Origin of the sequence: Kribbella amoyensis, assembly GCF_007828865.1 — a bacterium.
Taxonomy (GTDB): Bacteria; Actinomycetota; Actinomycetes; order Propionibacteriales; family Kribbellaceae; genus Kribbella; species Kribbella amoyensis.
The window spans coordinates 594,439-614,287 of the sequence record NZ_VIVK01000001.1 but is presented as its reverse complement, the minus strand read 5'-3'; the positions used below and the strand labels follow the sequence as shown (position 1 = coordinate 614,287).

Annotated in this window: 21 protein-coding genes and 1 tRNA gene; 15 read left to right on the top strand and 7 right to left on the bottom strand. The window is 70.5% G+C overall.

The features are described from left to right. Positions 1–164: 164 nt before the first annotated feature. The 5 genes from FB561_RS03000 (at position 165) to rplA (ending at position 3,049) form a co-directional block, all read left to right on the top strand. Positions 165–237 (top strand) — tRNA-Trp (locus FB561_RS03000). Between the two features lie 55 nt (positions 238–292). Beyond that, the gene (secE, locus tag FB561_RS02995; protein WP_145802759.1) at positions 293–535 is read left to right on the top strand and encodes a preprotein translocase subunit SecE; all 243 of its coding nucleotides are present in this window, start codon (positions 293–295) and stop codon (positions 533–535) included. Between the two features lie 335 nt (positions 536–870). After that, positions 871–1,800: a transcription termination/antitermination protein NusG gene (nusG, locus tag FB561_RS02990; RefSeq protein WP_238335140.1), complete on the top strand. Its 930-nt coding sequence runs from the start codon at positions 871–873 to the stop codon at positions 1,798–1,800. Positions 1,801–1,812: 12 nt separating this feature from the next. Then, positions 1,813–2,244 (top strand): 50S ribosomal protein L11, encoded by a 432-nt coding sequence (gene rplK / locus FB561_RS02985; protein ID WP_145802757.1) that lies wholly within the window; start codon positions 1,813–1,815, stop codon positions 2,242–2,244. 82 nt (positions 2,245–2,326) lie between these two features. After that, positions 2,327–3,049 carry a 50S ribosomal protein L1 gene (gene rplA, locus FB561_RS02980; RefSeq protein WP_145802755.1) on the top strand — a complete coding sequence of 241 codons (723 nt, stop codon included), beginning with the start codon at positions 2,327–2,329 and terminating at the stop codon, positions 3,047–3,049. A gap of 95 nt (positions 3,050–3,144) precedes the next feature. Here rplA and FB561_RS02975 read toward each other — a convergent pair whose 3' ends face one another. After that, positions 3,145–4,176, bottom strand: coding sequence for an alpha-hydroxy acid oxidase (locus FB561_RS02975; RefSeq protein ID WP_145802753.1), 1,032 nt, complete (start codon positions 4,174–4,176; stop codon positions 3,145–3,147). A 212-nt stretch (positions 4,177–4,388) separates the two neighbouring features. Between FB561_RS02975 and srmL the strand changes: the two genes are divergently transcribed. Further along, a complete protein-coding gene (gene srmL / locus FB561_RS02970; RefSeq protein WP_145802751.1) occupies positions 4,389–5,516 on the top strand; it encodes a PheS-related mystery ligase SrmL in 1,128 nt (375 codons plus the stop codon). Here the strand turns inward: srmL and FB561_RS02965 are convergent. Genes FB561_RS02965 through FB561_RS02950 form a run of 4 tightly spaced genes read right to left on the bottom strand, consistent with a single transcriptional unit; the run spans position 5,504 to position 9,713 of the window. Then, the gene (locus FB561_RS02965) at positions 5,504–6,070 is read right to left on the bottom strand and encodes a dihydrofolate reductase family protein (protein ID WP_145802750.1); all 567 of its coding nucleotides are present in this window, start codon (positions 6,068–6,070) and stop codon (positions 5,504–5,506) included. The two genes, srmL and FB561_RS02965, sit on opposite strands and share 13 nt — an antisense overlap. Positions 6,071–6,083: 13 nt before the next feature. Then, a complete protein-coding gene (locus FB561_RS02960; RefSeq protein ID WP_145802748.1) occupies positions 6,084–6,713 on the bottom strand; it encodes a bifunctional 4-hydroxy-2-oxoglutarate aldolase/2-dehydro-3-deoxy-phosphogluconate aldolase in 630 nt (209 codons plus the stop codon). Beyond that, a complete protein-coding gene (locus tag FB561_RS02955) occupies positions 6,710–8,320 on the bottom strand; it encodes an N-acyl-D-amino-acid deacylase family protein (protein ID WP_145802746.1) in 1,611 nt (536 codons plus the stop codon). Before FB561_RS02955 ends, FB561_RS02960 begins: the two co-directional genes overlap by 4 nt. Positions 8,321–8,333: 13 nt before the next feature. Further along, positions 8,334–9,713, bottom strand: coding sequence for a type III PLP-dependent enzyme domain-containing protein (locus tag FB561_RS02950; RefSeq protein WP_145802744.1), 1,380 nt, complete (start codon positions 9,711–9,713; stop codon positions 8,334–8,336). A 129-nt stretch (positions 9,714–9,842) separates the two neighbouring features. Between FB561_RS02950 and FB561_RS02945 the strand changes: the two genes are divergently transcribed. From FB561_RS02945 to rplL, 6 genes are all read left to right on the top strand, one after another. Continuing rightward, entirely contained in the window at positions 9,843–10,862 is a 1,020-nt protein-coding gene (locus tag FB561_RS02945) for a sugar kinase (protein ID WP_145802742.1), read from the top strand. Further along, positions 10,859–11,593: an IclR family transcriptional regulator gene (locus tag FB561_RS02940; RefSeq protein WP_145802740.1), complete on the top strand. Its 735-nt coding sequence runs from the start codon at positions 10,859–10,861 to the stop codon at positions 11,591–11,593. Before FB561_RS02945 ends, FB561_RS02940 begins: the two co-directional genes overlap by 4 nt. Before the next feature lie 34 nt (positions 11,594–11,627). Continuing rightward, a complete protein-coding gene (locus FB561_RS02935) occupies positions 11,628–12,032 on the top strand; it encodes a RidA family protein (RefSeq protein ID WP_145802738.1) in 405 nt (134 codons plus the stop codon). Positions 12,033–12,152: 120 nt separating this feature from the next. Next, on the top strand, positions 12,153–13,337 hold the full coding sequence (locus tag FB561_RS02930) for an MFS transporter (protein ID WP_145802736.1): 1,185 nt from the start codon (positions 12,153–12,155) through the stop codon (positions 13,335–13,337). Positions 13,338–13,593: 256 nt separating this feature from the next. Continuing rightward, entirely contained in the window at positions 13,594–14,208 is a 615-nt protein-coding gene (rplJ, locus tag FB561_RS02925; RefSeq protein ID WP_145802733.1) for a 50S ribosomal protein L10, read from the top strand. A 66-nt stretch (positions 14,209–14,274) separates the two neighbouring features. After that, positions 14,275–14,664 carry a 50S ribosomal protein L7/L12 gene (gene rplL / locus FB561_RS02920; RefSeq protein WP_145802732.1) on the top strand — a complete coding sequence of 130 codons (390 nt, stop codon included), beginning with the start codon at positions 14,275–14,277 and terminating at the stop codon, positions 14,662–14,664. 90 nt (positions 14,665–14,754) lie between these two features. Here rplL and FB561_RS02915 read toward each other — a convergent pair whose 3' ends face one another. Further along, a complete protein-coding gene (locus FB561_RS02915; protein WP_145802730.1) occupies positions 14,755–15,762 on the bottom strand; it encodes an acyltransferase family protein in 1,008 nt (335 codons plus the stop codon). Beyond that, positions 15,759–17,009 carry an acyltransferase family protein gene (locus FB561_RS02910; RefSeq protein WP_170284562.1) on the bottom strand — a complete coding sequence of 417 codons (1,251 nt, stop codon included), beginning with the start codon at positions 17,007–17,009 and terminating at the stop codon, positions 15,759–15,761. Before FB561_RS02910 ends, FB561_RS02915 begins: the two co-directional genes overlap by 4 nt. Before the next feature lie 288 nt (positions 17,010–17,297). Here FB561_RS02910 and FB561_RS02905 point away from each other — a divergent pair, with 288 nt between their 5' ends. The 3 genes from FB561_RS02905 to FB561_RS02895 are packed head-to-tail and all read left to right on the top strand — an operon-like array spanning position 17,298 to position 19,847. Beyond that, a complete protein-coding gene (locus tag FB561_RS02905) occupies positions 17,298–18,245 on the top strand; it encodes an ABC transporter ATP-binding protein (protein ID WP_145802726.1) in 948 nt (315 codons plus the stop codon). Then, positions 18,242–19,015, top strand: coding sequence for an MlaE family ABC transporter permease (locus tag FB561_RS02900; protein WP_145802723.1), 774 nt, complete (start codon positions 18,242–18,244; stop codon positions 19,013–19,015). The genes FB561_RS02905 and FB561_RS02900 overlap by 4 nt, the downstream gene beginning before the upstream one ends. 13 nt (positions 19,016–19,028) lie before the next feature. Then, a complete protein-coding gene (locus tag FB561_RS02895) occupies positions 19,029–19,847 on the top strand; it encodes an MlaE family ABC transporter permease (RefSeq protein ID WP_145812710.1) in 819 nt (272 codons plus the stop codon). Positions 19,848–19,849 lie beyond the last annotated feature (2 nt).

The window sequence follows — 19,849 nt, the reverse complement described above, 5'->3', positions numbered from 1 at the left end:
GGTATGGTTCTGCTCGCGGTACGGCGCCCGGTGGGAGTCGTGGAACGGGTAGGGCCTCAGTTCGACCAGGAAGCTCCGACCCCGTACACTCTTCTAGTCCGGGCGTAGATGGCCCTGATCCGGCATGCCCGAGATCAGGATCAGCGGCGTCCGGGATGTTGCAGAGGGCACTAGCTCAACTGGCAGAGCATCGGTCTCCAAAACCGAAGGTTGGGGGTTCAAGTCCCTCGTGCCCTGCAAATCCTGACCGGCGCAGGGCTGGTCAGGCCGCCGCTAGCGAAAGAGGTAGGTCGTGACGGAGACGCGCACCCCGGCACCCTCCGGCGCCGGCAAGCCTGCGGAAGGCAAGTCGGGCAACCGCCTGCTGCGCTTCTACCGCCAGGTGGTCGCCGAGCTTCGCAAGGTCGTCTGGCCGACCCGGAAGCAGCTCTCCACCTACTTCGTGGTCGTGCTGACCTTCGTGGTGTTCGTCATCGCGATCGTGTCGGTCCTCGACCTGGCCTTCGGCTGGGCGATGTTCAAGATCTTCGGCTGAGCCCCCCGACCGCGCCGGCGTACCGGTCGCGGTCTCCCGGGACGGCCCGGCCCGACCCGCTGTAGACAACACCCGATGCAGAGATGACGGAGTACAACGTGTCCGAGCGTGACGACGAGGTCCTCGAGTTCGAGGACGACTTCGACATGTCCGCTGACTCCGACGACGACCTCGACTACGACGGCAACGACGACGACCTGTTCGACGACGGTGACGACGACGGCGACGACCCGTTCGCGGATCTCGACTCCGAGAACGACGACGAGTACGCCGCCGACGACGAGGCCGAGGACGGCGACGAGGACGACGACGACTCCGACGCCGAGCCGGTCGTCGTGGTCGCCACCGACTCCGGCGACGACGCCGAAGGTGACGAGGACGGCGACGACGCGGGCGACTCCGAGGACGACGCCGCGACCGTGACGGCCGCCGCCGACGCGGACGACGACTCCGACGACGAGCCCGTCGCCGCGACCGCCGAGGCCGCTGACGAGGACGACGCCGACGAGGACGAGGACGACGAGGCGGACGACGACGCCGACGAGGACGCCCTGGCGGTGGCGGCGGCCGCCGTCGGTGCCGCCGGTGCCGCTGCCGCGGTGGCCGCCGCCGCCGACGAGGACGAGGCCGAGCCGGAGGAGCCGGGCGACCCGCTCGAGGAGCTGCGCAGCCGGCTGCGGTCCCAGATCGGCGACTGGTACGTGGTGCACACGTACTCAGGGATGGAGAACCGGGTCAAGGGCAACCTGGAGAACCGGATCAACTCCCTGAACATGGAGGACTACATCTTCGAGATCGTCGTGCCGACCGAAGAGGTCGCCGAGATCAAGAACGGGCAGCGCCGGATGGTGAAGCGCACCGTGCTCCCCGGCTACGTGCTGGTCCGGATGGACCTCACGGACGAGTCCTGGTCGACCGTGCGGCACACGCCGTCGGTGACCGGCTTCGTCGGGAACAGCCAGAAGCCCGTCCCGCTCAGCCTCGAAGAGGTGGAGAAGATGCTCGCACCGGCCGTCGTGGCGGCGGCCGAGGCGGCGGCTGCCGAGACCGGTGGCGCACCCGCGAAGGCCCCGGCCAAGAAGAAGGTCGAGGTCGCCGACTTCGGCGTGGGTGACTCGGTCATGGTGGTCGACGGGCCGTTCGCGACCCTGCACGCCACGATCACGGAGATCAACGCCGACGCCCAGCGGATCAAGGCGCTGGTGGAGATCTTCGGCCGGGAGACCCCGGTCGAACTCAGCTTCAACCAGATCCAGAAAGTCTAAGGACCCGAAAGAATGCCTCCGAAGAAGAAGATCGCTGCCCTGGTCAAGGTGCAGCTGCAGGCCGGCGCCGCGACGCCGGCACCGCCTGTCGGTACCGCGCTCGGTCCGCACGGCGTCAACATCATGGAGTTCTGCAAGGCGTACAACGCCCAGACGGAGTCCATGCGTGGAAACGTCGTCCCGGTCGAGATCACCATCTACGAAGACCGCTCCTTCACCTTCATCACCAAGACGCCGCCGGCGCCGGAGATGATCAAGAAGGCCGCCGGTCTGCAGAAGGGCTCGTCGGTCCCGCACAAGGACAAGGTCGGCAAGATCACCAAGGACCAGGTCCGCGAGATCGCCACCACCAAGATGCCGGACCTGAACGCCCGCGACATCGACGCCGCGATGAAGATCATCGAGGGCACCGCCCGTTCGATGGGTGTCACCGTCGAGGCCTGACCGGCTCTCGCAGTACCCGCAGGACAGCAGTTGTGGCAGGGCGAAGCGCCGCCCGGAGACCACACCCCAGAGAGGAACAGCAATGGCACAGCGCAGCAAGGCCTACCGCACGATCGCGGAGAAGATCGACTTCGACAAGCTGTACAGCCCGCTCGAGGCGATCAAGCTCGCCAAGGAAGCGGCCGGCGGCAAGAAGTTCAACTCCACGGTCGACGTGGCGATGCGGCTCGGGGTCGACCCCCGCAAGGCCGACCAGATGGTGCGCGGCACCGTCAACCTTCCGCACGGTACCGGCAAGACGGCACGGGTCCTCGTCTTCGCCACCGGTGAGAAGGCCGAGGCCGCCAAGGCCGCCGGCGCCGACTTCGTCGGCGACGACGACCTGATCAAGAAGGTCACCGACGGCTGGCTCGACTTCGACGCCGTCGTCGCCACCCCCGACCTGATGGGCAAGGTCGGCCGGCTGGGTCGCGTGCTCGGCCCGCGTGGTCTGATGCCGAACCCGAAGACCGGCACCGTCACCCCCGACGTGACCAAGGCCGTGAACGACATCAAGGGCGGCAAGATCGAGTTCCGGGTCGACCGGCACGCGAACCTGCACTTCATCATCGGCAAGGCCTCGTTCGACGAGCAGCAGCTGGTGGAGAACTACAGCGCCGCGCTCGAGGAGATCCTCCGGCTCAAGCCGGCCAGCTCCAAGGGCCGCTACATCAAGAAGACCGTCTTCTCGACCACGATGGGTCCGGGTGTCCAGGTGGACCCCAACGCGACCCGCAACCTGCTCGAGGAGAACGCCGACGCCTGAGGCTCGGTCACTCTGGTCAACCACAAGGCCCCGGTCGGCAGACCGGGGCCTTGTGCGTTGTCAGGGCGGCGTCGTCAGCGCCGGCCGCGGCCGGATCACGGTACGAGCAGGTCGGGCGTCAGGTCCTCGGCACGGGGGACACCGACGAGGCGGAGGGCGTGGTCGAGCTCGTCGCCGAGGTCGGTGAGCATCCGGGTCACCCCGGCGCTCCCGCCGACGGTGAGCGCCCACAACGCCGGCCGCCCGACGAAGACGGCCCGCGCACCCAGCGCCAACGCGGCCAGCACGTGTTCGCCACGTCGGATGCCGCCGTCGACGTACACCTCGGTGCCGGTCCCGGTGAGGGCCTCGGCGACCTCGGGAAGGGCCCGGGCGGTCGCGATCGAGCCGTCCAGCTGCCGGCCGCCGTGGTTCGACACGATCACGCCGGCCGCCCCCGCGTCCGCGCAGCGCTTCGCGTCGTCGCCGCGGAGTACGCCCTTCACCACGACCGGCAGCCCGGTCCGCTCGGCCAGCCAGCCGATCACGTCCGGCCCGAGGTCGTCGGCCTTGCCGAGGTCGTCGTCGGTGTAGTCGTCCTCGTTCACGTTGGCCAGGCCGTGGGTCGCCTGGACCGTCTCCCAGACCGTCGGCCCGTCGTCCTCCTTGCGGCCGACCACCGGGGTGTCCGCGGTGAGGACGATCGCCCGCGCTCCGGCTTCCACGGCCGCGTCGAGCATCCGTACCGTCACCTCGCGGTTGCGGACGACGTAGATCTGCAGCCACCACGGCGCCCCGGCCGCGGCGATGTCGGCGAACGTACTGCCCGCGTTGCTCGACACCCCGACGACCGACCCGGCCGCCGCGACGCCGGCCGCCATCGCCACCTCGCCGCCCGGATCGGCCTGCAGCTGGAGCGTCGACGGAGCCACCAGGACCGGGACGTCGACCGGTGTACCGAGCACCGTGGTCCGCAGGTCGACGGTGCTCACGTCGGTGAGGATGTGCGGCCGGAAGCGGTACGCGTTCCACGCCGCCACCGCCTCGCTCACGCTGACTCCGCCCGCCGAGCCCTGCCGGAAGTACCGGTGCACCGGCTCGGGCAGCTTCTCGGCCGCGGCCGCTTCCAGGCTGTCGATCCATCGCATGCCGTCGATCCTCGCATCCGAAAAGGGCGGGCGGGAGATTGGCGCGTCCCGGTAGAGTGGAGACCGTGAAGCAGCACGGGCAGCGATTTCCGCGCCCCGGCCGGCACAGTGGTGCCGACGGGGTGAGCCGTAGCTGCGCTCTCTCCTGAGGTGACCGCGGCCGGTCGGGGTGTCTTCGTCCCTCGTACCGCTCACCGCTTGGAGAACACCTCATGGCTGTCCTGTCCTTGGAAGAACTGTACGCCGCCCTGGGTCTGCGCGACCTCGCCGATCCGGCCGGGGGTCCGCACGCGATCCAGCTGATCGTCGACTCGCTCCGGACCGCGCTCGGCCAGGCCTGGCCGTACACGGAGATCTGGACCCGGCGCGATCACCCGGTCGTCCCGCTGGCCGACAACTACGACAACCTCGGGTACGCCGCGGGCGCGGTGACCCGGGAGGCGCGGTACACCCGGTACGCGTCGGACGGCGAGGTGCTGCGGTCGCACACGTCCGCGATGATCCCGCCGGCGCTGCGCGAACTCGCGAGCTCCGACGCGACCGACGTGCTGATGATCTGCGCCGGTATCTGTTACCGGCGGGACTCGGTGGACTGGCAGCACACCGGGACCCCGCACCAGCTTGACCTGTGGCGACTCAGCCGCAACGTCGAGCTGGGGGAGCCCGAGTTGGAAGAGATGATCGCCCGGTTGGTCGAGACCGTCCTGCCCGGCCGGACGTACCGCACGGTCCCCGCGGTGCACCCGTACACGATCCACGGCCGGCAGATCGACGTCCGGCTCGACGGCGAGTGGATCGAGATCGGCGAATGCGGGGTCGCCGCACCCCAGGTCCTGCGCCGCGCCGGCCTGGACGAGTCGTGGACCGGCCTCGCGATGGGACCGGGGCTCGACCGGTTGCTCATGCTGCGCAAGGGGATCCCGGACATCCGGTTGCTCCGGTCGACGGATCCCCGGATCGCCGGGCAGATGCTCGACCTGCTGCCGTACCAGCCGGTGTCCGCGATGCCGCCGGTCCGCCGGGATCTGTCCGTCGTGGTGGGACCGGACGCGGACCTGTCCCTGGAGGTCCTCGGCGACCGGGTCCGCCGGGCCCTGGGACCCGACGCGGACGCCGCCGAGACGGTCGAGCTGATCAGCGAGACGGCGTACGACGAGTTGCCCGAGCCGGCCAGGAAGAGGCTCCAGCTGGTCCCGGGACAGCGGAACGCGCTGATCCGGTTGATCCTCCGCCCGCTGGACCGGACGCTCACCGACACCGAGGCCAACGTGCTCCGCGACCAGGTCTACCGCGAACTGCACGAGGGCCTCGTCCAGGAGCTCATCGGTCAGGCGGTGTAGCTCGCGATCACCACGCCGGACGGTGACGTCGTCGTCCCGGTCAGGGTCAGCGGCAGCGGTGCCGGCAAGTCACCGAACATCTTCTTGCCGGCACCGAGCACCACCGGGAACGTCAGCAGGTGCAGCTCGTCGACCAGGCCGTGCTCGAGCAGGGTCCGCAGGAGGACGCTGCTGCCGAACACGACGAGGTCCTCCGGCAGGGCGCCGATCTCCGTGGGGAGGTCGGCGCCGAGGACGGTGGTGTTCACCCATGAGCCTTCGGTCAGCGTGGTCGAGGCGACGTACTTGGGGATCCGGTTCATCGCGGCGACGGCCGGCTCCGCCTGGTCGGCGTACGGCCAGGTCGCGGCGAACGCCTCGTACGTCCGGCGGCCGAGCAGCAACCCACCGGCGGCGGTCGTGTGCCGCTGCATGAACGCGGCCACGACCTCGTCGGTGTACGGCAGCACCCAGCCGCCGTGCGCGAACCCGCCGTCACGGTCCTCGTCCGCCGACAGCACGGACTGGATCACCCCGTCGAGGGACTGGAAGTTGACCACGCTCACTCTGCCCATGGCCGACAGCTTGTCAGCTCAGGGTGGCGCAGAAGGCCTTGGCCTTGCTGGTGATGGTGGACCAGTTCGCGGCGGCCACGTCGGCGGGGGAGACGACGTCGGTCCCGGCGCTGACGGCCAGGGCGCCGGCGTCCAGGAACTGCTTGGCGTTGCCCGCGTTCACCCCACCGGACGGCACCAGCGGGACCCCGGGGAACGGGCCGTTCAGGTCCTTGAAGTACTTCGGGCCGAACTGGTGGGCCGGGAAGATCTTCACCGCCTCGGCGCCGAGCGCGACCGCGGTCATCACCTCCGACGGGGTGAGCGCGCCGAGCACGATCGGTACCCCGGCGGCGTGCGCGGCGGCGACCACCTCGGCCGCCTCCGGACCCTGGCCGGGCGTGACCAGGAACTGCGCGCCGGCGTCGACCGCGGTCTTGGCCTGCGCCGCGGTCTGGACCGTGCCGGCGCCGACCACGGCCCCGGTGTCACCGGACGCGGCCCGCTCCAGGTGCCGGGGCAGGTCCGGGGTGGTGAAGGTCAGCTCGATCACGCGGATGCCGCCGGCCACGAGGGCGGCGCACAGGTCGCGCGCGTCGTCGATCGCCGGCGCGCGGACGACGCTCAGCACCTTGTCTTCGCGGAGCAGGTCCAGGGTGGTCATCGGGTCGGTCCTTTCCCAGGGGGACGACGGATCGCGCGGCCCGGCAGGGCGTCGGTCCGGCGTCCGTTCTCGATCACGGCGGTCCCGCCGACCAGGACCCAGGGAATGCCCTCGGCCGGCCGGCAGGGATCGTCGAAGGTGGCGGTGTCCCGCACCGTTGCGGGGTCGAACAGCACGAGGTCCGCGTGGTACCCGGTCCGGACCAGGCCGCGGTCGGTCAGTCCCAGCCGGGCCGCGGGCCGCCCGGTCAGGTGGTGCACGCAGTCGGCCAGCTCCAGCACCCCGAGGTCGCGGGTGTAGTGGCCGAGGTACCGCGGGAAGGTGCCCCAGGCACGCGGGTGCGGTTTGCCGCCGACCAGGATCCCGTCCGAGCCGCCGGTGTGGGTCGGGTGCCGCATGATCGCGCGCACGTTCTCCTCGTGGCCGACGTGCTGCAGGATCGTGGTGCCCAGCTCGTCGCGGACCAGCAGGTCGAAGAACACCCAGGCCGGCGGCTTGCCGATCCCGGCCGCGATCTCGGCCACCGTGTTGCCGACGGCCCCTTCCAGCGCGGGATTCCGGACGCCGCCGATCTCGATCGTGGCCCAGTCGGTGACGCAGCCGTGGCACCCGTCGCTGCCGACCTGCTCGAGCTCGTACGTGATCCGCTCCCGGTCGGCCGGGTCCCGGAGCCGGGCCAGTTGCGCGTCCGGGCCACCCTCGGCGGTCCAGCTGGGCAGGATCGCCGCCAAGGTGGTTGCCCCCGGCAAGTACGGGTAGGTGTCGGTGGTCAGGTCCACCCCGGCCGCGAGGGCCGCGTCCATCAGCGCGACCAGGTCCCCGCCGCGGCCGCGGTTCGGCTCGAAGTTCATCGTCGCGTGGGTCAGGTGCAACGCACACCCGGACCGGCGGGCCACCTCGACCATCTCCTCGTACGCGGCCAGCGCGCCCAGCCCGTACGAGCGCTGGTGCGGGCTGTAGTACCCGCCGTACGCGGCCACCACGTCGCACAACGCGACCAGCTCGTCGGTGTCGGCGAACATGCCCGGGGTGTACGTGAGCCCGCTGCTCATCCCGACGGCCCCTTGGTCCAGGCCCTCGGCGAGCAGCCGCTTCATCTCGGCCAGCTCGGCCGGGGTGGCTCGCCGGTTCTCGGTGCCGACCACCAGCATCCGCAGCGTGCCCTGCGGGACCAGGTACGCCGCGTGGCAGGCGATGCCCTGGTCGAGCCGGTCCAGGTACCCCGCGACGGTGGACCAGGTGAACTCGAAGTCGGCGGGCTCGCCGTTCCAGCCCGCGATCTGCCGGCGCAGGACGGACCGGGTGGTGTCGTCGACCGGCGCGAACGACAGCCCGTCCTGGCCGAGGACCTCGAGGGTGACGCCCTGGCTGACCTTGGCGGTGTGGTCCGGGTTCGCCAGGATCTGCAGGTCGGAGTGCGCGTGCATGTCGATGAAGCCGGGACACAGGGTCAGCCCGGTCGCGTCGATCACCTGGCCGGCTTCGACCGGGCGACCCGGTGGATCGACGGCGGTGATGCGGCCGGCGTCGACCGTCACGTCGGCCCGGAACGCGGGCGCGCCGGTCCCGTCCAGCACGGTCGCGCCGGAGATCAGCAGGTCGGTCATCGCGGCCGCCGGGTCAGAAGAAGGTCCGGACGAGGTCGACCACGACCGGGTCCTCGGCGTCGGGATCGTCGACCACCGGGATCAGGCCCCACTTGTCGAACGCCGTACACGGGTGCGAGAGCCCGACCCGCAGTTCGTCGCCGATCACCAGCGGAGCCGGCCCGGCCTCGTCGAACCGGAGGAACCCGTGCTGGTCGTTCACCTTCACCACGGTCATCCCGTCCAGTCGCGCGGGCGCCTCGCCGGGACTGCGGGGCCGGAGCAGCTGGGGTTCGGGCAGGCCCTCGTCGAAGGGCAGGTCCCGCTTGCCGGCGTCGAAGATCGCGAGTCCCGGTTCGGGCTGCGAGGTGATCCGGACCCAGCCGTGCATCGCCGGGACGAGCCGGTCGCCGTCGGTCCGCGGATGCGAGCCGAGCGGGGAGATCTCCCGGTAGTACCCGTCGTCGTGGGCGATGTACGCGCCGGACCGCAGGACCACGCGCGCACCCGTCTCGCCGAGTGGGGCAAGCACCTTCGCGACCTGCTCGAAGTACGCGCTGCCGCCCGCGCTGACGACGGGGACCACGCCCTCGTCGTACAGGCCGTCCTCCTGGGCACGGAGGTGGATCGCGGCCAGGTCCCGCAGGTACGCGCGGACGTGTTCGAGCCCGGCCTCGTCGGCACCCCGGGCGATCGCGCCTTCGTACCCGGCGACCCCGGCGAGCCGAAGCGTCGACGAATCCGCGATCGCCTTCGCCACGGCCACCCCGGTCCCGGTGTCGCGGACCCCGGTCCGGCCGTTCGCGCCGCCGACCTCCACCAGCACGTCCAACGGACGAGCGTCCGGCCCCACGTACGCCGAGCGGGCGGCCTCCATCAGCTCGACGGTGCGGACCGAGTCGGCCCAGACGAACACCTCGAACGCCGGATCCGCGGCCAGCTCGTCGGCGATCCAGCGCAGCTGCAGCGGCGAGATCACTTCGTTCGCGACGATCACCCGGGCCACGCCGTACGCCCGGGCGACGCCGAGCTGGAATCCGTTGGCCAGCGTGATCGCCCAGCAACCAGCGTCGAGCTGAGCGGCCCAGAGCGCGGGCGCCATCGTCGTCTTGCCGTGCGGCGCGAGCTCGACCCCGTGCTCGGCGCACCAGCCGGCCATGGTCGTGAGGTTGTGCCGCATCCCGGTCGCGGAGAGGGTGAGCAGCGGGGTCGGCAGGGCGGACAACCGCGGCTTCTCGGCGAGGATGTCGGTGATCCGGCGACCCCACCAGGCCGGCGGTACCGCCTTGTCCTGCCAGCTCACCGACTGCTCGGCCAACGCGGCGACGGCGGCGGCATCGTAGGTGGTCCGCGCGGCTGCCGACGTGATCCCTGGCTCGGTCGCTGACCCGTTGGCTGACTCGGCTGCTGACATGGCGGCGGTCCTCCCGAGGGGCCGGTGGGCGGCTTGATTGCATGTAACGCAACGTCCGTTGCGCATTCTGGCACACGCTTGTAGCATCGCGCCAGAATTCCCGTCGACGGTCTCCGAGAGGACCCCCTCATGGTCGAGCTGCTGCCCCGTGCGGTCTGTCTGGGGGAGGCCATGGTGGTGCTGTCCGGCGACACCGGGGCTCCGCTCGAGGACGTGGAGTCGTTCCGCCGATCGGTCGGTGGCGCCGAGTGCAACGTGGCCGGTGGCCTGGCCGGGCTGGGCATCCCGACGGGCTGGATCTCGCGGGTGGGCGACGACGGGTTCGGCCGGCACGTCCGGCGCGATCTGCTTGCCCGCGGCGTCGAGGTCGGCGCGGTCGAGGACGACCCGGACCGGCCGACCGGGCTCTACGTGAAGCACACGATGAACGGCCGCAGCCGGATGCACTACTACCGGTCCGGGTCCGCCGCCGCCGCGATGGACCCGTCGTTCCTCGACCGGCCCGCGGTCCGCGATCGGCTGGCCGCGGCGGACGTCGTGCACACCACCGGGATCACGGCGGCCATCTCGGCGACCTCGGCGGCGATGCTGGACCGGCTGGCCGAGCTGCGCGACACGTACGGCTTCGCTCTGAGCGTCGACCTGAACTGGCGGCCGGTGCTCTGGCGGGACCAGGACCCGGCGCCGTTGTGGCGGTTGCTGCGGGCGGCCGACTTCGTGCTGATCGGGGCCGACGAGGCCGAGGTGTTCGCCGGCACCGGCGAGCCGGCCGCGCTGCGTGAACTGTTGGGGCCCAGGGCAACGATTGTGGTGAAGTCCGACGCCCACGTCGCCGTCTCGCTCGAGCCGGACGGCCGCAGTACCGCGGTGCCGGCGTTGACCGTCGACGTGGTGGAGCCGGTCGGTGCCGGGGATGCGTTCGCCGCCGGCTTCCTCGCCGGGACGTTGCAGGGGTTGCCGATGGAGCAGCGGTTGCGGCTCGGGCACCTCAACGCGGCCACGGTGCTCGCCGTACCGAACGACCACGCGACTCCGCTCGAGTCCACGCTGCGCGAGGCGCTGCTGGCCTGCGACGACGGTCAGTGGGCGGCGACCCGAGTCGGTCCCGAGGGGGTCACCTCCCCGGCACTGGTCGGCGGTGCGGTGTGAGCCAGAGCCTCGGCCGGGCGCTGCAGATCCTGGTCAGCCTGGGTGAGGGAGACCGGTCGCTGGACCAGCTCGCGACCGAGCTGGACGTGCACAAGACGACGGTGCTGCGGTTGCTGCGCACGATGGAGGCGGAGCGCTTCGTCCGCCGCGACGAGGCCCACCGGTACCGGCTGGGCTCGCGGTTGTTCGCCCTGGCCGACACGGCCCGCGAGCAACACGTCGTACGGGCGGTGGCCGCGCCCCACTTGCAGCGGTTGAACCAGCGGACCGGACAGACGGTGCACCTGGCGACGTACGAGAACGGGCAGGTCGTCTACATCGACAAGCTCGACAGCGTGCAGTCGGTACGGATGTACTCGCAGGTCGGCGTCCCGGCCGCGTTGCACTGCACCGCGGTCGGCAAGGTCCTGCTGGCCGCGCAGCCCGAGCGGCAGCGGGAAGCGTTGCTCGCGTCGATCGAGTACCGGCGGTTCACGCCGAACACGATCGCCGGGCCGGACGAACTGCGCGCCGAGCTGGACCGGGTCCGCGCTCAGGGCTGGGCGCAGGACCGGGCCGAGCACGAGTCGTTCATCAACTGCATCGGCGCCCCGATCACCGAACGCTCCGGCCGGGTCCTCGGCGCCGTCTCGGTCTCCGTCCCCGACCTCCTGCTCAGCTACGACCAGGTCCTCGACCTGCTCCCCGAGCTCCTCGCCACCACCGCCGCGATCGCCGTCGACTACAACTAGTACGTCAGCACCTTCGATCGAGAGGCTCGTACCGATGTCCGACAAGACCGTCGTCTCCACCCCCGACGCGCCCCCGCCGATGCCCGTCTTCTCGCAGGGCGTCCGCAAGGGCAACATCCTGCAGGTGTCCGGCCAGGGCTCGGTCGATCCGGCCGGCGGCTCGTTCGTCTTCGAGGGCGACGTGAAGGCGCAGACCACCCGGGTCCTGCAGAACATCGAGGCGATCCTCACCGCCGGCGGCGCGACCTTCGACGACGTGGTGATGCTGCGCGTCTACCTGACCACCCGGGACGACTTCGGCCCGATGAACGAGGCGTACGCGGAGTTCGTCGGCGCCCGGACCCCGAGCGGCGTGCTGCCGTCCCGGACGACGGTGTTCACCGGGCTGCCGCTGGAGCAGATGCTGGTCGAGATCGACGCGCTCGCGGTGCTCTCCTGACCCTGACGGCACCTTTCCACGGAGTGGAACCGATTTCCACGATGTAGGACGCGGGGTTAGCCTGCTGCGGCTGATCCCCTTCGTCCTGGAGGTCCTGCCGTCGACGCCGGTGAGCACTCGCTGAGTCTGTGGAAGATCGCTCCCTCGGTCTATCTGCCGGCCCTGCTGTACGGCATCGGCCAGGGGGCGATCGCTCCGGTCGTCGCGTTGTCCGCCCGCGATCTCGGCGCCTCGGTGGCGCTGGCGAGCCTGGTGGTCGCGGCGGCCGGACTCGGCCAGGTGATCGGCGACATCCCGGCCGGCACGCTCACCACCCGGATCGGCGAACGCCGCGCGATGCTGCTCGCCACCGGTCTGGTCGCCGTCGCCCTCGCCGCCTGTCTGGTGGTGCCGAACGTCTGGGGACTCGCCCTCGCGATCGGCGCGACCGGGGTCGCCGGCGCGGTCTGGGGGCTGGCCCGGCAGGCGTACCTGAGTGAGGCCATCCCGCTGCAGCTGCGGGCCCGGGCGCTGTCCACGCTCGGCGGCGTGCAGCGGATCGGCTCGTTCATCGGCCCGTTCATCGGCGCGCTGGCGATGCGCTTCCTCGGCACCGACGGGGCGTACTGGGTGCACCTCGTCGCCGCGGTGCTCGCCTGCTTGGCGCTGCTGAGCCTGCCCGACCTCGAGTCCGTCCGGCGCAAGCGGCTCGGCCGGCCGGTCGAGCTCCAGTCCACCCGGGCCGTCATCCGCGACCACCTCCCGGTCCTGCGGACGCTGGGCGTCGGCGCCCTGCTCGTCGGTGCGGTCCGCGCGTCCCGGCAGGTCGTGGTCCCGCTCTGGGCCGAACACCTCGGCCTGGATGCGCAGACCACCAGCCTGATCTTCGGGTTGTCCGGGGCCGTGGACATGCTGCTGTTCTATCCGGCCGGTTCGGTGATGGACCGCTTCGGCCGGAAGTGGGTCGCCGTCCCGTCGATGCTGGTCCTCGCGGCCGCGCACCTGCTGCTCCCGCTGACCCACTCGGCCCCGGCGCTCACCGCGGTCGCGCTGTTGATGGGACTCGGCAACGGCCTGGGCGCGGGCATCATCATGACGCTCGGCGCGGACGCTTCCCCACCGGTCGGCCGGGCCCAGTTCCTCGGGGCGTTCCGGTTGTTCGCCGACACCGGCAACGCCGGCGGGCCGTTCCTGGTGGCCGCGGTCACCGCGCTGTCCGGACTCGGGCCGGCGATCCTGTTCATGGGCCTCACCGGCTGCCTCGCCGCGACCGCCATGCAGCGCTGGATCCCGCCCCGGCCCGAGCCCGAACCGGCCCCGGGCTGACCCGTCGGCGGAACCGATTTGGTTCCGGGTTGCTCCGGATGCAACAATCGACTCTGCCGAAGACCGCTGGTCGTCGCTCCCTGAGTGACTGAAGGTCCCATTCTCGAATGGGCGGCCCGCGTAGGTGACTTGGAAGTGTGACTGTACTTATGTTCACGCCCTTGCGCCTGCGCAGGGGCGTTTTTTCGTGACTGGGGTCCGGCGAGCGGTGGCAGTCAAGTCCAACCCTGCCGGGAGGCGGGGCGGAAGGAGAACCATGGCGAGGCCGGACAAGGCAGCCGCCGTCGCAGAGCTCTCGGACGAGTTCAAGAGCTCCAACGGCGCCGTGCTGACCGAGTACCGCGGACTCACCGTGGCGCAGCTGCGCCAACTGCGCACTACGCTCGGTGACGACGTGAACTACGCCGTGGTGAAGAACACGCTGACCAAGATCGCGGCCAAGGACGCGGGAGTGGAGTCGTTCGACTCGCTGCTGCAGGGTCCGTCGGCCATCGCCTTCATCAAGGGCGACCCGGTGGTCGCGGCCAAGGGGCTGCGTGACTTCGCCAAGGCCAACCCGATGCTCGTCATCAAGGGTGGTGTGCTGGACGGTAAGGCACTCGACTCTGACGAGATCAACAAGCTCGCTGACCTGGAGTCGCGTGAGGTCCTCCTCGCGAAGCTCGCAGGTGCGATGAAGGCGGCGCCGCAGCAGGCGGTGTCGCTGTTCGCTGCTCCGCTGTCGCAGGCCGCGCGCCTGTTCGCGGCGCTGCAGGAGAAGCTGCCGGCCGACGGGGCTGCCCCCGAGGCCGCGGCGGAGGAGACCGTGCAGGACACGGTCGACGCACCTGCCGAGGCGAGCACCGAGGAGACCGCTTCGGCCGAGAGCTGAAGCGCATCTCACCCGCAACACCCCATCAGTGATCATCAAGCACCACAGTTAGGAAGGACCGCCAAAATGGCGAAGCTCAGCACCGAAGAGCTGCTCGGCCAGTTCAAGGAACTGACCCTGCTGGAGCTCTCCGAGTTCGTGAAGGCGTTCGAGGAGGAGTTCGGCGTGACCGCCGCCGCTCCCGTCGCCGTCGCCGCTGCCCCGGGCGCCCCGGCGGCCGGTGGCGGCGAGGAGGCCGTCGAGCAGGACGAGTTCGACGTCGTCCTCGAGTCGGCCGGCGACAAGAAGATCCAGGTCATCAAGGAGGTGCGCGGTCTCACCTCCCTCGGCCTGAAGGAGGCGAAGGACCTCGTCGAGTCGGCCCCGAAGCCGATCCTGGAGAAGGTCGACAAGGCTGCCGCGGAGAAGGCCAAGGAGGCCCTCGAGGGCGCCGGCGCCACCGTCTCGCTGAAGTGACCTGTGCGGCGTGAGCCGCACACCAGCAGTACGCCGAAGGGCGGTCCCGTCAGGGGCCGCCCTTCGTCACGTCTGCCGACGATCCGGTGCTCAGCTCTCCACGGGAGCGGACCGCCGGTCGACCCGGCGGGCGAGGTCCATCAGCCGGCGCCGGGCCGGTACGCCGAGATAGCGGTGCGCGCCTTCGGCCACCAGGACGGCCAGCGCGATCCAGCCGAGGGCGAGCAACGCGCTCGCGAGCGTGCCGGCGCGAACCGGGCCGAAGCCGTGGACCACCACCGCGTGCACGAGAAACAGGGCGTACCCGATCACACCGAGCCGGACGAGCAGCGGCGACGCCAACCACCGTGGTGCGGACGTCGCGGCAGCCAGGACGACCAACGCGAGCGGGACGGACCAGACGAGCCCGTACCTGACCTCGTCGCGCGACCCGAGCAACAGCACCACCGCCACCGTGTACGCCGCGACGACGGGCACGATCGCGAACGGCACCCGGGTCCCGAGGAACCCGACCAGGGCCATCCCGAGCACGAACGACGGCAACCACACCAGCGGTACCCGGTGGAGCCCCGCGTCCGTGGCCAGGTGCACCGCCAGCACGATCGCGTCGAGCCCGAACGCGCAGGCCGCGGCCACCAACGGCGCCGAGCTGACCACGCGAGCCAGTAAGGGATAAGCCGCGTAACAGAGCGCGATCGTCCCGACGAACCAGGCCTGATCGGTGAAAACCGTGCGGACCCAGTCGGTACCGTTCAGCGCGCCCTCCAGGAGGACGCACACCCCGACGACCGCGAACAACGGCGCGAGCCGGGCGAACCGGGCCATCGCGTACCGACCGAGGGCGCGCCGGCCGGAGGAGTACCCGAGTCCTGGGTAGTTGTAGGCCAGGACGAACCCGGAGAGCAGTAAGAACAGTGGGACCGCGAGTGCCCCGGCCTCGACCAGGTCGCGCAGTTCCGTCGGGGCGGTCCGCCAGACCCCGACGGTCGACGCGGTGACGCCTAGCGCGGCCAGGCCCCGTAGCCCGGTCAGGGACAGCAGCTCCGGCCGCGGGTGGGAGAGTGCGGCACCCTCGTCGACCGATGTGAGTCCGCTCACGCCGAGACCTCCGTCGGTGCACGCTCCGTCACCGGCGGCCGTCGTTTCGGCTGGCCGGCGTACCGCAGGATCGCGCGGCGGGCGGGGACCTCGATCAGCCGGTGCGCGCCCTCACCGATCAGCAGGCACACCCCGACGACGACCACGATCCCGGCGTACGGTGCCCAGCCGGACGGGTCGGTGATCATGCTGCCGCGATCCTTGACCAGGAAGGGCAGCAACGGCCGGTGCGTGAGGTACACGGCGTAGCTGGCCGTGCCGAGGGTGACCAGGATCCGGGTCGCGAAGAACCGCGACAACCAGGCCGACGGGCAGGCCGCCAACGACAGCAGCAACACCGCGAACGGCACCGTCCACATCGCGCCGTAGAACGCGGGCAGCTCCCAGCGGGCCAGGGTCGGACCGGTGGCCGCGATCGCGAGCACCACGACCACACAGGCCGCCTGGATCCACCCGGCGACCCGGGCCCGCAACTGGAACCCGCGGAGCAGGAAGAACGCGAGCGAGATCCCGATGACGAACTCGGCCAGCCGGGGCAACGGATTCCGGTAGAGCCAGCGATGCCCCGAGCCCGGGTCCTTCACCGAGATGAACGCCCAGCCCTCGACCGTGAACCACGCGACCAGCGCGACCTGGACGGCGAACGCGACCGCGATCACGGCCACCAGCCCGGCGCCGCCGTACCGCTTGGCCAGCCAGGCGATCACCGGCACCGCCAGCGGGAACACGGCGTACAGGAAGATCTCGACGCAGATCGACCAGCCGGGTGGGTTGTAGCTGCCCTGGCCGATCGAGTAGTCGCCCGACCAGGTCTGGATCGCGAGCACGTGCCGCCACAACGCCTCCTGCGGTACACCGTTCGCCGCGCGTTGCAGGACCAGGAAGAACAGCACCACCCAGTACAGCGGCATCACCCGCGCGATCCGGGCCAGGTAGAACCGCCACAGCCGGCGGCCCTCGACCGCGGTCAGGGTGGAGTAGTTCCAGGCCAGCACGAGCCCGGACAACATGAAGAACAGCGGCACCCCGATGTATCCGGATGCGACCAGGTTGCGCAGTGGCACCGGCGCCGAGTCCGGCAGGCCGATGTGGTGCAGCACCACGGCGAGTGCCGCGGCGGCCCTGACACCGGTCAGGGCTAGGATCTCCGAACGCGGGTGCGGCAGCTGGTCCCCGTGCTGCGGCGAGGCGATACCCTGCGGCGGCCGGGTGCGCAGCCGGTGCAACCAGGTAGCTGACCGCGGCACTGTTCCTCCGGCGACTGGGGCTCTTCGCCACCCTCGAAGGGCGACTCGCAGGACTGTACCCGACCAGGGTGGTCCGGCCGGTACGGGCCGTGGTCGCCGCTCAGCGTGACGACCGCACCGGGCGTGATCAGAGCGTGACTCTTCGGTCATCACTACTTGACACGCAGGGGTTACGGAATAAGTGACTCGTGCGTAACCTAGGGCACCGCGCCCTCGTTGGACTGATGACGTGTCGTCGGTCGGGGCTGTACGACAAGACCCGTGAGGCAGGCCGATGAGGAGGGCCAGGTGGGCGTAGAAGTCCGCGTCGAGGGACTCACCAAGTCCTTCGGCAAGCAGCTCATCTGGGGTGACGTGTCCCTGACGCTGCCGGCCGGCGAGATCTGCGTGATGCTCGGCCCGTCCGGTACCGGCAAGTCCGTCTTCCTCAAGACGCTGATCGGGCTGCTCAAACCGGACCGCGGTCACGTCCACATCGAGGGCACCGACATCGCCACCTGTTCGGAGCGGCAGCTCTACGAGGTGCGCAAGCTGTTCGGTGTGCTGTTCCAGGACGGCGCGATGTTCGGCTCGATGAACCTCTACGACAACGTCGCCTTCCCGCTCCGCGAGCACACCCGCAAGTCCGAGTCCGAGATCCGCTCCATCGTGATGGAGAAGATGGAGATGGTCGGTCTCGTCGGTGCGGAGAAGAAGCTGCCGGGCGAGATCTCCGGCGGGATGCGGAAGCGGGCCGGGCTGGCCCGCGCGCTGGTACTGGAACCGGAGATCCTGCTCTTCGACGAGCCCGACTCCGGTCTCGACCCGGTCCGGACCGCGTTCCTGAACCAGCTCATCATCGACCTGAACGAGATGACCCAGGCGACCTGCCTGATCGTCACCCACGACATCAACACCGCGCGCACCGTGCCGGACAACATCGGCCTGCTGTACCACCGGCACCTGGCGATGTTCGGCCCGCGGGAGATGCTGCTGTCCAGCGAGGAGCCGGTGGTCCGGCAGTTCCTGAACGCGCAGCGGGTCGGCCCGATCGGCATGTCCGAGGAGAAGGACGCCGACGAGCTGGCCCGGGAGGCCGACCAGGAGCTGCCGCCGCTGCCGCCGATCCCGCTCCAGCAATTGCCGAGCAGCGGGATGATCCGGCCGACCCAGCGCGACCCCGGCGCCTGGTGCCGGGACAACGGCGTCACCCCGCCCCCCGGTTCGTTCGCCTCCGACGTCGTGGGGGCCACGTGACGGTTTCCGCGACCGCCCCGCTGAAACACGCCGGCTCTCTGTTCTCCTTCGCCCTCGACACCGCCCGCGCCTCCGTGCGGCGGCCGTTCCAGCTGCGCGAGTTCCTCCAGCAGGCCTGGTTCGTGGCCAGCGTGACGATCATCCCGACCGCGCTGGTCGCGATCCCGTTCGGCGCCGTCATCGCGCTCCAGGTCGGCGGCCTGATCAAGCAGTTCGGCGCGCAGGCGTTCACCGGGTCGGCGGCCGTGCTGGCCGTGGTCCGGGAGGCGTCGCCGATCGCGACCGCGCTGCTGATCGCCGGGGCCGGCGGCTCCGCCATCTGCGCGGACCTCGGCGCCCGGAAGATCCGCGAGGAACTGGACGCGATGATGGTGCTCGGCATCGACCCGATCCAGCGCCTGGTGGTCCCGCGGGTGCTGGCCACGATGCTGGTCGCGTTCTTCCTGAACGGCTTCGTCAGCGTCGTCGGCGTGATGGGCGGCTACGTCTTCAACGTGGTCCTGCAGGACGGCACCCCGGGCAGTTACCTGGCCTCGTTCACCGCGCTCGCGCACCTGCCCGACCTGTGGCAGGGCCAGGCGAAGGCGCTCGTCTTCGGGTTCATCGCCGCCGTGGTCGCGTCGTACAAGGGTGTCAACGCCGGTGGCGGGCCGAAGGGCGTCGGCGACGCGGTGAACCAGTCCGTGGTGATCACCTTCATGCTGCTGTTCGTCGCGAACTTCGCGATGACGGCGATCTACTTCCAGCTCGTCCCGCCGAAGGGGGCCTGACGTGTCGGCCCTGATGGACACCCTGGTGAAGAAGCCGCTGAACTCGCTGGACCGGCTCGGCGAGCAGCTGACCTTCTACCTGAAGGCGCTGGCCTGGTCGGGCAAGTCGGTCACCCGGTACCGCAAGGAGATCCTCCGGCTGCTCGCCGAGGTCACCCTGGGCACCGGCGCGCTCGCGGTGATCGGCGGCACCGTCGGCGTGATCACCTTCCTGGCCTTCTTCACCGGCACCGAGGTCGGCCTGCAGGGGTACTCGGCGCTGAACCAGATCGGTACCTCCGCGTTCGCCGGCTTCGTCAGCGCGTACATCAACACCCGCGAGATCGGCCCGCTGATCGCCGGGATCGCGCTCGCCGCGACGGTCGGCTGCGGCTTCACCGCCCAGCTCGGCGCGATGCGGATCAGCGAGGAGATCGACGCCCTCGAGGTGATGGCGATCCCGTCGCTGCCGTTCCTGGTCACCACCCGGATCATCGCCGGCCTGATCGCGGTGGTCCCGTTGTACGTCGTCGGCCTGCTCTCGTCGTACTTCGCCACCCGGCTGACCGTGACCACGTTCTACGGCCAGAGCACCGGGACGTACGACCATTACTTCCATCTGTTCCTGCCACCGGGGGACGTGCTGTGGTCCTTCGGCAAGGTGCTGGTGTTCGCGGTGCTGGTGATCCTCGTGCACTGCTACCACGGCTACCACGCGACCGGTGGTCCGGCGGGGGTCGGCGTCGCCGTCGGCCGCGCGGTCCGGACCTCGATCGTGGTGATCAACGTCGTCGACCTGCTGCTGTCGATGGCGATCTGGGGTACGACCACGACCGTCCGGCTGGCGGGATGAGC